The 15131-nt window shown below is 32.1% G+C and carries 17 protein-coding genes; 6 read left to right on the plus strand and 11 right to left on the minus strand.

Translation table 11 applies throughout. The features are described from left to right. Window positions 1-55: 55 nt before the first annotated feature. On the plus strand, window positions 56-262 hold the full coding sequence (locus ACLL8X_RS00090) for a hypothetical protein (protein WP_411989217.1): 207 nt from the start codon (window positions 56-58) through the stop codon (window positions 260-262). Window positions 263-264: 2 nt separating this feature from the next. Here ACLL8X_RS00090 and ACLL8X_RS00095 read toward each other — a convergent pair whose 3' ends face one another. The 6 genes from ACLL8X_RS00095 to hemB are packed head-to-tail and all read right to left on the minus strand — an operon-like array spanning window position 265 to window position 6044. Beyond that, window positions 265-1017 carry a DUF5416 family protein gene (locus ACLL8X_RS00095; protein ID WP_411988925.1) on the minus strand — a complete coding sequence of 251 codons (753 nt, stop codon included), beginning with the start codon at window positions 1015-1017 and terminating at the stop codon, window positions 265-267. Beyond that, on the minus strand, window positions 1017-2318 hold the full coding sequence (locus ACLL8X_RS00100) for a (Fe-S)-binding protein (RefSeq protein WP_411988926.1): 1302 nt from the start codon (window positions 2316-2318) through the stop codon (window positions 1017-1019). Before ACLL8X_RS00100 ends, ACLL8X_RS00095 begins: the two co-directional genes overlap by 1 nt. A gap of 1 nt (window position 2319) precedes the next feature. Next, window positions 2320-3675: an oxygen-independent coproporphyrinogen III oxidase gene (hemN, locus tag ACLL8X_RS00105; protein WP_411988927.1), complete on the minus strand. Its 1356-nt coding sequence runs from the start codon at window positions 3673-3675 to the stop codon at window positions 2320-2322. Next, on the minus strand, window positions 3662-4153 hold the full coding sequence (locus ACLL8X_RS00110; protein ID WP_411988928.1) for a DUF2603 domain-containing protein: 492 nt from the start codon (window positions 4151-4153) through the stop codon (window positions 3662-3664). Before ACLL8X_RS00110 ends, hemN begins: the two co-directional genes overlap by 14 nt. Continuing rightward, complete coding sequence (argF, locus tag ACLL8X_RS00115; RefSeq protein ID WP_411988929.1) at window positions 4150-5064, minus strand: ornithine carbamoyltransferase; 915 nt, start codon at window positions 5062-5064, stop codon at window positions 4150-4152. The genes ACLL8X_RS00110 and argF overlap by 4 nt, the downstream gene beginning before the upstream one ends. Continuing rightward, a complete protein-coding gene (gene hemB, locus ACLL8X_RS00120) occupies window positions 5061-6044 on the minus strand; it encodes a porphobilinogen synthase (RefSeq protein WP_411988930.1) in 984 nt (327 codons plus the stop codon). The genes argF and hemB overlap by 4 nt, the downstream gene beginning before the upstream one ends. A 57-nt stretch (window positions 6045-6101) precedes the next feature. Between hemB and ribA the strand changes: the two genes are divergently transcribed. Then, window positions 6102-6662, plus strand: coding sequence for a GTP cyclohydrolase II (gene ribA, locus ACLL8X_RS00125; protein WP_411988931.1), 561 nt, complete (start codon window positions 6102-6104; stop codon window positions 6660-6662). After that, window positions 6663-7229, plus strand: a complete 567-nt coding sequence (rsmG, locus tag ACLL8X_RS00130; RefSeq protein WP_411988932.1) for a 16S rRNA (guanine(527)-N(7))-methyltransferase RsmG — start codon at window positions 6663-6665, stop codon at window positions 7227-7229. It abuts the gene before it with no gap. 19 nt (window positions 7230-7248) lie between these two features. Here rsmG and ACLL8X_RS00135 read toward each other — a convergent pair whose 3' ends face one another. Both ACLL8X_RS00135 and ACLL8X_RS00140 read right to left on the minus strand, forming a co-directional pair. Further along, a complete protein-coding gene (locus ACLL8X_RS00135; protein WP_411988933.1) occupies window positions 7249-7821 on the minus strand; it encodes a hypothetical protein in 573 nt (190 codons plus the stop codon). Window positions 7822-7912: 91 nt separating this feature from the next. After that, entirely contained in the window at window positions 7913-9010 is a 1098-nt protein-coding gene (locus ACLL8X_RS00140) for a YeiH family protein (protein WP_411988934.1), read from the minus strand. Between the two features lie 114 nt (window positions 9011-9124). Here ACLL8X_RS00140 and ACLL8X_RS00145 point away from each other — a divergent pair, with 114 nt between their 5' ends. Both ACLL8X_RS00145 and rpoD read left to right on the plus strand, forming a co-directional pair. After that, window positions 9125-10006, plus strand: a complete 882-nt coding sequence (locus tag ACLL8X_RS00145; RefSeq protein ID WP_411988935.1) for a LysR substrate-binding domain-containing protein — start codon at window positions 9125-9127, stop codon at window positions 10004-10006. Window positions 10007-10086: 80 nt separating this feature from the next. Further along, window positions 10087-11955: an RNA polymerase sigma factor RpoD gene (gene rpoD / locus ACLL8X_RS00150; RefSeq protein WP_411988936.1), complete on the plus strand. Its 1869-nt coding sequence runs from the start codon at window positions 10087-10089 to the stop codon at window positions 11953-11955. A gap of 10 nt (window positions 11956-11965) precedes the next feature. Here the strand turns inward: rpoD and ACLL8X_RS00155 are convergent, their stop codons facing one another. Beyond that, window positions 11966-12478, minus strand: coding sequence for a SixA phosphatase family protein (locus ACLL8X_RS00155; protein WP_411988937.1), 513 nt, complete (start codon window positions 12476-12478; stop codon window positions 11966-11968). Between the two features lie 9 nt (window positions 12479-12487). After that, complete coding sequence (locus ACLL8X_RS00160) at window positions 12488-13009, minus strand: rhomboid family intramembrane serine protease (RefSeq protein WP_411988938.1); 522 nt, start codon at window positions 13007-13009, stop codon at window positions 12488-12490. 95 nt (window positions 13010-13104) lie between these two features. Here ACLL8X_RS00160 and ACLL8X_RS00165 point away from each other — a divergent pair, with 95 nt between their 5' ends. After that, window positions 13105-13518: a PepSY-like domain-containing protein gene (locus tag ACLL8X_RS00165; protein WP_411988939.1), complete on the plus strand. Its 414-nt coding sequence runs from the start codon at window positions 13105-13107 to the stop codon at window positions 13516-13518. 3 nt (window positions 13519-13521) lie between these two features. Here ACLL8X_RS00165 and ACLL8X_RS00170 read toward each other — a convergent pair whose 3' ends face one another. Beyond that, on the minus strand, window positions 13522-15129 hold the full coding sequence (locus tag ACLL8X_RS00170; RefSeq protein ID WP_411988940.1) for an AAA family ATPase: 1608 nt from the start codon (window positions 15127-15129) through the stop codon (window positions 13522-13524). Window positions 15130-15131: the final 2 nt, after the last annotated feature.

Below are 15131 nucleotides of genomic sequence, written 5' to 3' on the forward strand. Positions count from 1 at the left end.
TTAAAGCATTTAAATGATAATATTTTTAAATTTAGTTTTGCAAAAAAGGGAAAATATGGAATTTTTATCGTTTATTTTTTTGATTATTGTGTTTTTATTTACAATGCTTATTATCGTTATGCGTTATCAAAAAAAGTTAAAATTGCTTAACCAAAACATTCAAAAAATGAAAGAAGACATAGCTGAACTTAAAGAAATCACCCAAAAAAATCGTTCTTTGATTGAAAAAAATCGCTCCAATATAGAAGATATGATAAAATAAAACTAAGAAAAATTGACAACAAGCTTAAAATATTTCTTATGATTTAGAGTTAAAATAAAAATCTTTTCACAAGGATTTTCACTTTTGTTTTTATAAATCATACTTTTTAAAAAGGGAAAAAGCATAGAATGCGAAGTTTTTCCTTGTAAAATAATATGCATAGCACCCTTTAAAATTCCATACTTATAGCTCATACCACTTGGAAAAATATCAAGATTAAAGCTTAGACTGTCATTGTTTGAATCGTAATTTAAAATTTCAATTTTAACAAAACTAAATTCCTGCATTTCTTCATCGAGTTTTTGAAAAATTTCAAGTTTTTCCTTCTTAGACATTTCAAGCTTTTCTTCTTTATACTCCCTAAAATCCGCAAGAAAATTCGCATTTTTAAAAATTCTTGAAAAAAATTTCAAATTTTTAAATTGCATACTTGTTTGCTTTATGTTTTCTTGTATTATTTCTTCGGACTTTATGATATTATGTTCTTTATTGTCTTCTTGGTTTTGCTTATCTTTGTTTGATTTCTTGTCAAATTCTTCGATAACTATCATATCTTCATTGTCATCGTTAAAATGTTTTGCAATTTCTTCAAAAGTAAAACTATCATCGCTAAATTCTAAAATTTTCACATTTGAAGTGATAAAATCGACCCCATCACGCTCTTTGATTTTATCTTTAATCACAGAAGCATTAGCACAAAAATGTGATTTTTGAATTTCATATTCAGAACTTTTGCCCTTAAATACAATTTTCATCACAAAGCCTTCGCTATAAGCTCCAAAGGACTTGCAAAAACAGCCTTGCTTGAATTTTGCTCTAAAGCATTTGAAATTTGCATTCTACAAGCTGAGCACTCAGCACTTACAACACAAGCTTTGCTTTCATCTATCATTTGTGCCTTTTTAAGCCCCACACTCAAGGCTCTATCATAATAATCCATCTGCATACTAACCCCGCCAAAACCGCAACAAGTATTAGAATCGCTTAACTCAACAAAATGATAATTCGTTTTTAAAAGCTCTCTTGGTTCTTTAAAAATTCCTTGCATTTTTCTTGCGTGGCAAGGGTCGTGATAACTAATGCTGTAATTAAATTGTTTCTTCGTTTTTAAAATTTCTTTCAAGGGAGTAAAATGATAAAAATACTCACTTGCCATATAAATTTTAGCCGATACACATTTTGCACGCTTTGCCCATTCTAACTCATCTTGCATAGCAAAAAAATGTTCATAATCAATCTTTAGCATAGCCGAGCAAGTAGCTTCAGGGACTATGATGGCATCTAGGGTTTTTAACTTTTTCTCAAAATATTCTATGTTTTTTTTAGCCAAAATTCCAACGCTTTTAAAATCCCCTGTAAAAAACTGAGGAGCCCCACAACACACTTGCTTGTCCATCAAATCTATATTGATTTTTAATTCCTTAGCGATTTTAAGCACTGCATTGGCTGTATCGGTGTAGAAATAATTAGCCAAACAACCCACAAAAAAACCTATGGTTTTTTCTCCATCATTGTGGATAAAATCAGGATTTGAATTTAAAAAACTTTTTTTATTAAAACTTGTAAGCAATCTTCCTTTTTTTACAAAAGGCATGGAAAATCTAGCTTTCATTCCGACATTTTTGCCGACATTCTTGCCAACATTTTTGCCCGAGTTTTCATTTTCGCTTTGAATTTTAAAGGCACAGCTTTGAAAAACATAGCCCAATTTTGCCACCCAATCTAAAATTTTTCGTCTTCTTAAAAAGAAAAAAATCAGCTTTTTATACCAAGCTATGCCAAATTTCTTAGCTATATCGTAACGCACCTCTTCTATGGCATTATCCACTCTTAACTTGCTTGGACAAACTTCAACGCAATTTGTGCATAAAAAACAAGACTCAAAAACCTTCTTAGCTTCCTTATCAAGCTCCAAATTTCCTTCTTTATAAGCACTTAAAAGGTCTAAAAACCCTCTAGGACTTGTGCTTTCATCGGGATTTATATCGTGTATGGTGCAAACGGGAATACACTTGCCACATTTCACACAAGCATCACTGATTTGAGTAAATTTCATCTTACACCGTTTTTGAAAAAACTTTTTTATCTTCGCTGATATTTTTCATATAAGCATCAAAACACATAGCAATATTTCTTATAAGCAAGACGCCCGTTTCATTAAGCTTGATAAAATTTTCATCAAAATTGACAAAGTCTTTATATTCTTCTAAGGCTTTTAAATCTTCTTTAAAATACTCTTTAAAATGGATAGAAAAATCTTTTTCTATTTGCTTAATATCAAGCTTAAAATTCGCCATCAATTCCATAATCACAGCTTTTCTAAGCTCATCATCTTCGCTTAGTTTTACCCCTTTTTCAAAAGGTAAAATTCCTTTATCCAGTGCCGCTTCATAGCTTGGCATATCTTTGAAATTTTGCGCATAATGTCTTTGCCCTTCTCCTATGCTCGTAAGTCCAACACCCACTAAATCAGCACCCCCTTTAGTCGTATAGCCTTGGAAATTTCTATGCAAAGTGCCATTTTCTAAAGCCTTAAAAAGCTCATCATTTTCTTTTGCAAAATGGTCCATTCCTATCATTTTATAGCCCTTTTGGCTTAGAAATTTCTCACAAAATTCTAAAATTTCAAGCTTTAGCTCAGGACTTGGCAGGGTATTTTCATCAAATTTTCTCATATTTTTTTTAAGCCAAGGCACATGAGCATAGTTAAAAATCGCCAATCTATCGGGGTTTAAAAGTATGATTTTTTCTAAAGTCTGCGTAAAACTTTGTAAATTTTGATAAGGCAAACCATAGATTAAGTCCATATTTACAGACTTTATTCCTTTGCTTCTTATGAGCTTTAAGGCATTTTCTGTCAGTTCAAAAGGCTGGATACGATGAATTTCTTTTTGAACCCTTTCATCAAAATCTTGCACCCCAAAGCTGATACGATTAAAACCATTTTGGGTTAAAACCTCAGCTTGTTCTTCGTTTAAAAAACGCGGGTCAATTTCACAACTAAGCTCAGCGTCCTTAGAGAAATTTTTAAATACAGACTTGATTTTTAAAATCAAACGCTCAAGCTGTTTAGCATTAAAAAAAGTAGGCGTTCCACCCCCAAAATGTATTTGCACCACTTCTCGTTTGGTATCTAAAATAGAACTTAAAATATCAAGCTCTTTGAAGATATAAGTTAAATACCTCTCCTTGCTTTCTTCTTTTGCAGTATAAATGACATTACAACCGCAAAAATAACAAGCACTCCTGCAAAAAGGCAAATGAAAATAAAGCGATAAAGGCTTATTTTGTTTTTTTAAAATTTCTATATATTCTTCGTATTTAAAATTTGTATTAAATTCCACCGCAGTAGGATAAGAAGTATAGCGAGGTCCTGCTTTAGAGTATTTTACGAAAGCTTTATAATCTCTCATTATTTCTTACCCTTTCAACCATCGCTTGCATATCAACGAATAAATTAGGATGTTTTCTTTTAATCTCAGCGACTAATTTTTCAAGGTCAATGTTGATTTCCATATCGCCATTTTGAGCCTTGCGTTTAATCTCATCCATAGCCACTATCCACGCATCATTAAAATCAATGGGAATTTGTTGATATATCGCTTTTTCAAGCCTTAATTCAAAATTTTCCTTTTGACTTTGTTTTAAACTTTCTAACATATTCTTAAGGCTATTTAAAGACACAAGAGTGTGAATTTCATCATTTTCATCTACGATAAACCAAGGCTCAGGGGAATTATAACTGCCATTTTTAAGCACTAAGCATTTTTCATTCTCGTTTTGGCTTTGTTTCATTTCAAAAATGGCTCTATCTTCTTTTTTCATACCTAAATTCTGGCTAAATTCATCAATGCGTTTTAAACAATTACTATATTTTTTAAGTTCTTTCATTCTCTTCCCTTATCCAAAAAACAAAGCAAGGCTTTGACTACATAAAGTCGGTTTCTAGCTTCTTCAAAAATCACATCGGCATATTTTTCAAAAGTCTCTTCGCTCACTTCATAAGCCCTGTAAGCTGGCAAGCAGTGGAGTAAAATCGCAGCTTCATTTGCCACACTCATAGCCTTTTCATCAATCATAAATCCTTCAAAGTCTTTTATCTTACGCTCTTTTTCACTCTCTTCGCCCATAGAAACCCAAGTATCAGTGATGATTACATCTTTACCTTTCAAGGCTTCAAATTTATCGTGGCTTAAAGAAATTTTAGCTCCTGAAATCAAGGCTTGTTTCATAGCAAATTCCCAAATTTCAGCGTTGATTTTATAATCTTTTGGTATAGCTATACTCAGCTCATAGCCTAAAATCGCAGCTGCGATAAGCCAAGAATTACACATATTATTGCTATCGCCAACAAAAGCAATTTTTGCTATACCCTTTTGCATTTTGTCCCACTCTTTAATAGTAAGCAAATCCCCTAAAATTTGCGTAGGATGATAAAGCTCACTTAAGGCATTGATAACAGGAGCTTTTGAGTATTTTGCAAATTCCAATAAAGTTTCGTGTTTATTTACTCTCATCATTACAAAATCAACCATAGAGCCAATCACGCGTGCTGTATCCTTTACAGGCTCACCACGACTAAGCTGCAAATCATTTGCATTCAAAAACAAAGCTTTCCCGCCAAGCTCAGTTATAGCTAACTCAAAAGCCATTCTTGTTCTTGTGGAATTTTTTTCAAAAATCATCGCTAAGGTTTTATCCTGCAAAAGCTTTTTAGGCTCTTTTTTGAGTTTGGCAGCATCACTTACGAGATTTAAAATTTCTTCTTTGGAAAAATCCCTTAAGCTTAAAAAATGTCTCATTTTTCTCCTTTTAACATTTTAGCCAGTTCTTTTGCGTGATAAGTGATGATAAGTTTTGCCCCTGCTCTTTTAAAAGCTATCATGGTTTCATACAAAACTTTTTCATAGTCAATCACTCCAGCACTCTGTGCCGCTTTTAACATAGCATACTCCCCGCTTACATTATAAACACACAAAGGCAAATTCGAATGCAAGGCAATTTCCTTAACCACATCAAGATAGGCTAAAGCAGGTTTTACCATCAAAATATCCGCTCCTTGTGCTTCATCTTCCAAGCTTTCTTCTAAGGCTTCCTTGCCATTAGCAAAGTCCATTTGATAGCTTTTTCTATCCCCATAACTTGGAGCTGAATCCGCTACATCTCTAAAAGGTCCGTAATAACTTGAAGCAAATTTAGTCGAATAACTCATAATAGGCAAATTTTCAAAACCTTCTTTATCCAAAGCCTCGCGTAAGGTGCTTATAATACCATCCATCATTCCGCTAGGTGCTATCATATCCACCCCTGCTCTTGCATGCACTAGGGCTTGTTTGGCTGAAATTTCCAAAGTTGCACCGTTATGCACACTTTTTGTTTTCACATCGATAATCCCACAATGTCCGTGGTCTGTGTATTCGCAAAAACACAAATCACTTATCACAAAAAGTTTAGGAAATTTTGCTTTAAGCTCCCTTATACTTCTTGCAATAAGCCCTTCATCATCTAAGGCATCGCTCCCACAGCTATCTTTTTTCTCCTTTTCAAGCACGCCAAAAAGCAAGATAGCCTTAATGCCTAAATTCATTATGCTTTCGCATTCTTTTAGAAGTTCATCTAAGCTCATTTGAAACACACCGGGCATAGAAGAAATTTCTTTTTTTATCCCTTTGCCATTCACTACAAAAAGCGGATAAATCAAATCATTTATGCTTAAAGAATTCTCTCTTGTCATAATTCTTAAATTATCATTAAGCCTTAATCTTCTAAATCTTTTAAACATTTTCTTGTCCTTTTTTTGCTAAAATCTTAACATAAATTTGATTATAGAGAGTAGTAAATGAAAATAAAAATTTCACAAATTGCGAATTTACCTAGCAAATGGGGAAATTTCCAAGTGCAAAGTTTTAAAGAAAACGATAAAGAGCATTTGTGTATATTTAAAAACCCTCCAAAAGATACGCTAAATTTAAGAATACACTCAGAATGCCTTACAGGAGATGCTTTGGGGAGTTTAAAATGCGATTGTGGGGAACAGCTTGAATTTTCCTTAAAATACATAGAAAAAAATGAAGGAATGGTCATTTATCTTAGGCAAGAAGGTCGTGGCATAGGGCTTTTTAACAAAATCAACGCTTATGCCCTGCAAGATAAGGGTTTTGACACGATAAAAGCCAATCACCAACTAGGCTTTAAAGCCGATGAAAGAACTTATGAGATTGTTGAGTTTATGCTTAAACATTATGGAATTTCTAAGGTCAATTTACTTACAAATAACCCTGAAAAATTAGAGTCCATCAAAGAAAAAATCATCACACGCGTGCCGATTTTAATCCAGCCTAATCGCTTTAATATGGAGTATTTAAACATAAAACAAAGCCAAATGGGACATCTTAAATAAATGATTTTTCAAGCTTGTAATTTTTTGCAAAAATATGATTTTAAAGATTTTGAAGCAAGGGTTCAAATTTATAAAGAATTATTGCATAAATTTAACCGCATTCACAACCTTACCCATATAAAAAACATAGATGAGAATATCCTCGATAGCATTAAAATTTTGGATTTTTATGATTTATCCAAGGCAAAAAATATTGCCGATATAGGAAGTGGAGCGGGATTTCCTGCTGTGTTTTTGGCTTTTTTGCTTCAAAGTGATTTTCATCTTTTTGAACCCAACCCTAAAAAAGCAGCCTTTTTAAGAACTATAAAAATAGAATGCTCCCTTTCAAATTTGCATATCCACAAAGAAAAAGTTCAAAATTGCAAAAATAGCTTTAAAGCCGATATTATCACTTCAAGAGCCTTGATGGATGTCAAGCCCTTACTTGAAATTTGTAAAAAGCTAAAAAATGAAGAAACTATTTTTATCTTATGGAAAGGGAGTGAAATTCGCAAGGAACTTGAAGGCTTAAAAGGCTATGAAATTTTTGAAGAAGGTTTAAGGAAATATTGCGTTTTAAAGTAGTCCTAGGACTACTTTAAATTTATTGAATAACATCTGCACTGATGAAAATATCCACCAAAGGCCAAGAAATTCCGCCATGTCCTGGCGCGGCATCGCTTAGAGCTTTTAAAGCTTTAGAGCCATTTTTAAAAGTATGTAAATCAAGCTGACCCTTAGCTTCAAATTTATTCTCTTTTATCTCATAAGTTAAAGGCACGATAGCACTTTTTTTATCCATAGTGATTTTTGCTGAAATAACTCCTTTATTATCCCCAGCTACCACATCCTTAAAAAGGACTTTAATATCTGTATCCCCTAGTAAAGCTGGGAAAAATACCTTTGTAACATTGTGAGTTATCACATCATTACCCTCACCCATAAAAGCATTACTTGGCTTAATAACTGCTCTAGCACCTTTAAGATAGCTTTCTAAATCTTTAGTATTTTTAGAAAATTTATATTGCACATTTTTGAATTCGCCTTTTGTTCCTATCATATCTTTGGTTTTATATCCTTCAAAAGACACCTTTATACTATCTTCCTTAAAAGATACAGCACTTAAAACCGAAGCCAATAAACAAGAACTTAACATACTTACAAGAATTTTTCTCATTTTAATCCTTTTTTGATAGAAATTTAATAATAGGACAATTATATTCTCAACTTGATTAATAAGAACAAATTTTTCCAAAAAATACTTTTTATTACCAAAGTATGCCCTTAAATACCAAAGTTAGAAAATACCCTCCAAAAATTAAAACAAGTCCTAAAACAAAAGCCAAGCCAAATACCCTAGAACCACTTTTTAAAAATTTTTTAAAATCAACTTGTAAGCCTAAAGCTGCCATAGCAAAAACAATACATAAGGTACAAAGCATTTTGCCTAAAGAAATAATATCACTTGTAGCTATACCCAAAATGCTTTCCTTGCTAGTCAAATAGGTATTTAAAACTATTATTCCCAAAAAGGCAAAAGCAAAATAAGGTATAGTGATACTTTTTGCGGTTTTTCCACTGCTTGAATGCTGATTTTTAGCGAAAAAATAAGTTACTATAAGCAAAAATGGAACCAATAAAATCACTCTCATCATTTTTATAATCACTGCAATATTAGAAGCACCTTGTTCAAATCCTACCATATCTTTTGCCATTTCGGTAGCACCTGCGACATTTGCCACCTCATGTAAAGTAGCACCCATAAAAACCCCCATAGCATTTTGGTCAAAAAAAGGAAAAGCATTGAAAGAAAAAGCTATAGGATATAAAAACATAAATACAAGCCCAAAAATTACCACACTCCCCACAGCTAAAATTCCTTTAAAAGGATTGCTTTTTAAACTCGACTCTAATGCCAAAACTGCTGCAGCGCCACAAATAGCACTTCCAGCTCCAACAAGCATAGAAGTTTCTTTATCAAGTTTAAAAATTTTCATTCCCACGAACAAAGCAATAACAAAAACGAAAAATATCACTATGGTAGAAAGTAAAAATCCTTTCAATCCTACGCTTAAAAGTTCAGTTAAAGTGATATTAAAACCATACAAAACAATGCCGAGTCTTAAAAGCTTTTTCGCACTAAAATGCACTCCAGCTTGAAAATGATGTTGGTATTTAAAAAACCAAGGAGAAAGCAAAACCCCTAAAATGATGGCAAAGGCAGTTGCTGCTAAATGAGTAGTGTCCTTGATGCTTTGAACGCTAGAAAGATGCATAGCAAAAATCACTATACAAGCAGTAAAAAACAAACCTTTTAAATTAGAACGCACTATGATAATGCTACGCGTTAAAAAAGGTGTTTTCATAAATTTTTCCTTACTGAAATTTTGCGTTATTATATTTTTTTTATTAAAATTATAAAAATATATTATTTTAATTTTTATAATAAATTTATTTTATTAAAATGAGAGGATTATTTTATGAAAATTAAAGACATAGAAATTTTTTTAGACCTTTTAAATACTCAAAGTCCAACCCATACAGCCAATAATTTTTTTATAACTCAGCCCAATGTTTCAATAGTTATTAAAAATTTAGAAAATAAATTTAATGGCATTTTATTTGAAAGGCTTGGAAAAAAACTCCTACCCACACCCAAAGCCTTAGAACTAGGGAAAAACTGGTCAAAAATCATACAAGATTATCATAAAAGTTTAGAAAAACTAAATGATGAAAGTATGCTCTTAGGCAGAATAAAAATCGCTTCCACTCAAAGTATTGCTGAGCATTTTTTAGCTCCTATTTTGTTTGATTTTAAGGCAGAATTTAAAAATATAGAAATTCACTCTCAAACACAAAATTCCAAAGAATGCTTAAATTTGCTAAAAAATGGCAATGTAGAATTTGCAATCATCGAAGCAGAACTTGACTTAAGCTCAATAGAATACGAGAATTTAGAAATAAATTTTTGGCAAGATGATGAACTTATAGTAGCAACAAGTGATAAAAAACTCAATAAAAAAGAATTTTATATCGATGAGCTTTTGGAACAAAAATGGATTTTAAGGGAAGTAGGCTCGGGCTTAAGGGATAAATTTTTACACGAAATTGGTATAAGTTCAAAAAAACTTAATATTTTTCTTGAACTTGATAGAATGGCTGCGATTAAAGAACTTGTTCTGCAGAAAAAAGCAATTTCTATTTTTTCTAAAAAAAGCATTGAAAAAGAATTAAAAAATTCAACACTTTATGAAATTAAATTAAAAAATATCAACCTAAAGCGTAAATTTTACACCCTAAAAAGAAAAAATTACAATTTCAATAGGGCATTAGAAAAATTTGAAAAAATATTCAAATCATAAGTATAAAAACCGATTTATCATAGAAAGTTAAGCAATTTTTAGCTAGAATCCAAAGCTTATATAAATTTCAAGGATAATCAATGAATGCCAAAACCCAAGAAGCCCAGTTAGAAGAATTATTTCAAGAAAATGCAAAAGATTATATTACCTATGAAAAACTAGTAAAATATCTTAAAAAACAACCTAACGCATCAACTGCTAAAAAAGTACAAGCCTTGATAAAAAAACACAAAGTGCAACTTTTTTCAGCAGCTGAAATCGCACAAATGAAAAACATTGAAGATGCAAAAAGACTTGAGGAAGAAAAACAAAAACTCCAAGATACAAGCCTTGAGAATGAATTTGACTTAGCCAACGAAAACGATTTGCTAGAATGGAGCCGTTCGGATTCGCCTGTGCGTATGTATTTGAGAGAAATGGGGCAAATTACTTTATTAAACAAAGATGAAGAAATTGAAATTTCTAAAAAAATAGAATTGGGTGAAGATATTATCATTGACGCTTTTTGCTCTGTGCCTTATTTAATCGATTTTATCTTAGATTATAAAGAACCTTTAATCAACCGAGAAAGAAGAGTTAAGGAGTTATTTAAAAGCTTTGATGATGAAGAAAAAAGTGATGACAAACTTGATGAACTTGATATAGATGAAGATGAAGAAAATGAAACAGAACTAGAAGTAGATGAAGAAAATGCTAAGAAAAATAACAAAAAAGAAGATGAAAGGACTTTAAAAGTTGTAGAAAAATTTAAAGCCCTAGAAAAGGCTAAAAAAGATTGGCTAAAAGCATCTAAAGACAAAGAAAGTGGAGATGAGCTTTTAGATAGATTAAGCATAGCCTTTAAAAAAAATATTTTAAAAGAAAAATTAATGGATCTAGGTCCTACTTCAAAACTTATCAGTGAGATTGTAAAATCAATGGAAACTGCACTCAAAAGTGATGAAGAATTTGACAAAGAACTTAAACGCTTAGAATACCGCTTGCCTATGTTTTCAGATGAACTTAAAAAACGCCATGCAGATATTTTAAAAGATATCACAAAATTAAGCAAAGAAGAAATCACAGAGCGAGCCTTAGAAACAACTATGGTAAGCACTTATATGGAGATTAAAAAGCTTTTCCAAACTAAAGAAGCCAGTGAGAAAAGCTTTGATTTGGAAAAATCGCGTTTAAAAGAAATTTTAGAACAAATCAAAAGGGGTAAGAAAATTTCTGATGAAGCTAAGGGCAGAATGGCAAAATCAAACTTACGCCTTGTTGTTAGCATAGCCAAACGCTACACCAATCGCGGTTTGCCTTTTTTGGACCTTATCCAAGAAGGCAATATAGGCTTGATGAAAGCTGTGGATAAATTCGAATACAAAAGGGGTTATAAATTCTCTACTTATGCAACTTGGTGGATTAGACAAGCTATTTCAAGGGCAATAGCTGATCAAGCAAGAACCATAAGAATCCCCATCCATATGATAGAAACCATCAATCAAATCAACAAAATTATACGCGAACATCTACAAAAAGATGGCAAAGAACCTGATGTTGGTGTTATAGCCAAAGAAGTGGGTTTGAGTGTGGATAAGGTTAAGCAAGTGATTAAAATCACAAAAGAACCCATATCCCTTGAAGCTCCAATAGGAAATGAAGATGATGGTAAATTTGGAGATTTTGTGGAGGATAGAACTTCGCTTTCTCCTATGGATCATATTTTAAAAGATGACTTAAAAGAACAGATCGATGAAGTTTTAGACCAGTTAAACGATAGAGAAAGAGCGGTGATTCGTATGCGTTTTGGTTTGATGGATGATGAAAGCGATAGAACCTTAGAAGAAATAGGCAAGGAGCTTAATGTAACGCGTGAGAGGGTTAGACAAATAGAAAGCTCGGCTATAAAAAAGCTCAAACATCCTAAGGTAGGAAGAAAACTCAAAAATTATATAGAAGGCTGGAAATAAGACATTGGACTTAAGTGTCCAAGTCTTTTTCCTCTTTTAGTTTTCTCACATGTTCAAAAAAGACTAATTTTCCGCTGTGTTCTTTTAAATTCTTAAATTCTTTAATATCAAATTCCAAACACAGCACAGAAGAAGTAGGAAAAGATGCCAAACACAAAGAGCTTAATAACTCTGAAAGCTCCATTAAAGAAGGATTATGACCGATTAAAAATACTTCATCAAATTGCTTATCAATGCCTTGTAAAACTTTTAACAAAATCTTAACATCGCAAAGATATAAGTTCTCATCAAAACAAATTTGAGTTTTATCAAAATTATAAAATTTAGCCAGTTTTTTTGCTGTTTTAGCTGTTCTAGCCGCAGGACTTGATAGTATAAAATCAGGTTGTATTTCATAGGAAATAAGATTTTTACAAAGTTTTTTTAAATCTTGCTTGCCGCTTTTGGTAAGTTTTCTGTCAAAATCATTAATATTTTCATCCTTGCGTGCTTTTGCGTGCCTTATGATATAAATTTTCTTCATCTTTTTTTCTCAACCCTTTTTTTCTTGCAACCTTCCTAAAATAAAGCCACTTATAAAACCAAAAATATGACTATACCAAGCCACATTAACCCCCATAAGAAGAGGCGCAAAACTCATAAGCAAAATCGCTACTATAAGTCCCTTGGTGCTACTTCTATCAAGCAGTGCATAATAACCCATCAAAACACAAATCGCCCCACTTGCACCCACAAGATTAATAGCCTGATGAAAATAATGCCAAGAAAAATACACATAAAAAGCACTTAAAACCCCGCAAAGCAAACCGCCTATAAGGTATAATAAAACAAAGCGTAAAGAGCCTAAATATCCTTCTAAAATACGACCAAACTGAAACAAAACTATCATATTTAAAATAAGATGGGTTAAATTGCCATGCAAAAACATCGAAGTTAAAACTTGCCAATACAAGCCCCTAAAAACCCAAATATTAAGTCCAAAAATATCATAATAATTATAAGAAATTAAAAAATAACATAAAACATTCAAAAAAATTAAAAAAATTGTAAGCAAATATAACCTTTTATTTTTTATAACATTGTCTTTAAATTCACATAAAATTCACATAAATTCTTTACAATTTTGCGAAAAATAATAAGGAAAAAACATTGAAAATCAAAATTTTCAGCCTGATTGCCCTTTTAAGCACAGCTTTAAATGCTGATATTATAATATCTGCTGAAAATCTACCTAGCATTTCTAAGGAATTTTTGCGAACTCATTTTAAAGCCCAAGTAGGCATAGTCCAAAAAGACAAAAATTCCTATGAAGTGTATCTTAGTGATGGAACGGAGCTTGAGTTTGACATAGATGGGGCTTGGAAAGAAATCGAAAATAAAAGCCATCCTTTTAACTTGGATTTTTTGCCTCAAATAGCCAGTATAGTCAAAAACGAATTTCCCAATACAAAAATCAGAGAAATCGAAAGAAAAATCAATCATTACAAAATCAAACTCGATAATGGCATAAAAATTCTCATAGATTTCAACGGAACGCTCTTGCATAAAGAAATAGATGATTAAAAATTAAATTTGCATTATATTTTTAATATCATCGTATTCTATTTTTTCTTTTTCAAGTAAAAGCTCGGCTAATTTGAGAATTTTATCTTTCATAGAGCTTAAAAAAACATCCATTTCTTTTTTTTGTTCGCTTAAATTTGGCTCCTCTAGCATATCAAAACTTATCATATATTCAAGCAATTCTTTGATTTTTAAAAAATCATTTTGCGCATTGGTATAGCTTTCATTATAAATCAAACTCATAGCTCTAGAGCCTGCTAGATAGACTTTTATACGATTTATAAGCTCGGATTTAGACCTAATATTATGCTCATATTCTTTAAATCGCTCTTCCATAAGAGTGATTTTTTCAAAACCCACATCAAAATAATACGCACTCAAAGCCTTTGCCGCTTGATAAGTAGCTTGAATTTTTTTCTCTTCATCATTAAAGCTTAAAATCTTTTTCTTGCCTAAAAGAACTTTGCTTAGAACCGCATAAAAATCACTTTCTTCCACCAAAGAACTATTTCTTCTTAAAGCATTAATGGCTGCTTCATTAACCAAGGTCTCAAGCCCTGCCCCGCTAAAGCCCACACTTGCTTTAGCAATTTTACTTAAATTGACATTGTTATTTTTATCCTTCATATAAATTTCTAAAATTTTAAGTCTATCTTTAAAATCAGGCAAGGATAAAAAAATTCTCCTATCAAAACGCCCTGAACGAAGTAAGGCAGAATCCATAAGCTCGATTTTATTTGTCGCAGCTATGACTATGACACCGCTATTATCCTCAAAGCCGTCCATTTGGGTTAAAAGCTGATTTAAGGTGCTATCCCTTTCCACATTTGACATTTCGCCCCTTGCCTTACCCACAGCATCAATCTCATCGATAAAAACTATGCTAGGTGCCATCATTTTAGCCTTAGAGAAAAGCTCTCTTACTCTTTTTGCACCCATACCCACATAAATTTCAACAAAACTAGAACCACTTTGATAAAAAAAAGGAACCCCCGCTTCTCCCGCAACTGCCTTTGCAATCAATGTTTTTCCCACACCCGGAGGACCTACCATTAAAACACCCTTTGGCATTTTTACGCCAAATTCTTTATATTTTTTAGGATTTTGTAAAAAATCCACAAGCTCACTAAGCTCCATTTTTACTTCATCTACGCCCGCTACATCATTAAAAGTAATGTTTGAAATCACGGGCTTAATCTGGGTATGCTCCAAATTTATAGCAGGAGCTTGACTTGGGTTTTTCTTAGTGGATATGGGATATTTGGCTAATTCTTTCTTCCTTGCAAAAAAACTAAGGCTTAATAAAAGCATTATTACAAAAACAAGCAAGATAAAAAACACCCAAAGCGTGTTGTCTTTTTTCATTTCCACAGGCACCTTAGCTAAAAGTGTTTTTATATCCACCCCGTCTTTTATAATCACATAGCTATCACTCTCGGTTTTTAGCCAAATTTCATCCTTATCCACCACAGCTTTTTGGATTAAATTTTGATTTAGCAAACTTTGATACAGATTTTCATCTATGTATTTTGGCTCATTTTTAAAATACAAAATTCCAAAAAGCACACATAAAATCATAAAAGAGACTAAAATTATCTTTTTATTTTTCATTC

It is taken from the genome of Campylobacter parajejuni (assembly GCF_046764905.1).
Classification (GTDB): domain Bacteria; phylum Campylobacterota; class Campylobacteria; order Campylobacterales; family Campylobacteraceae; genus Campylobacter_D.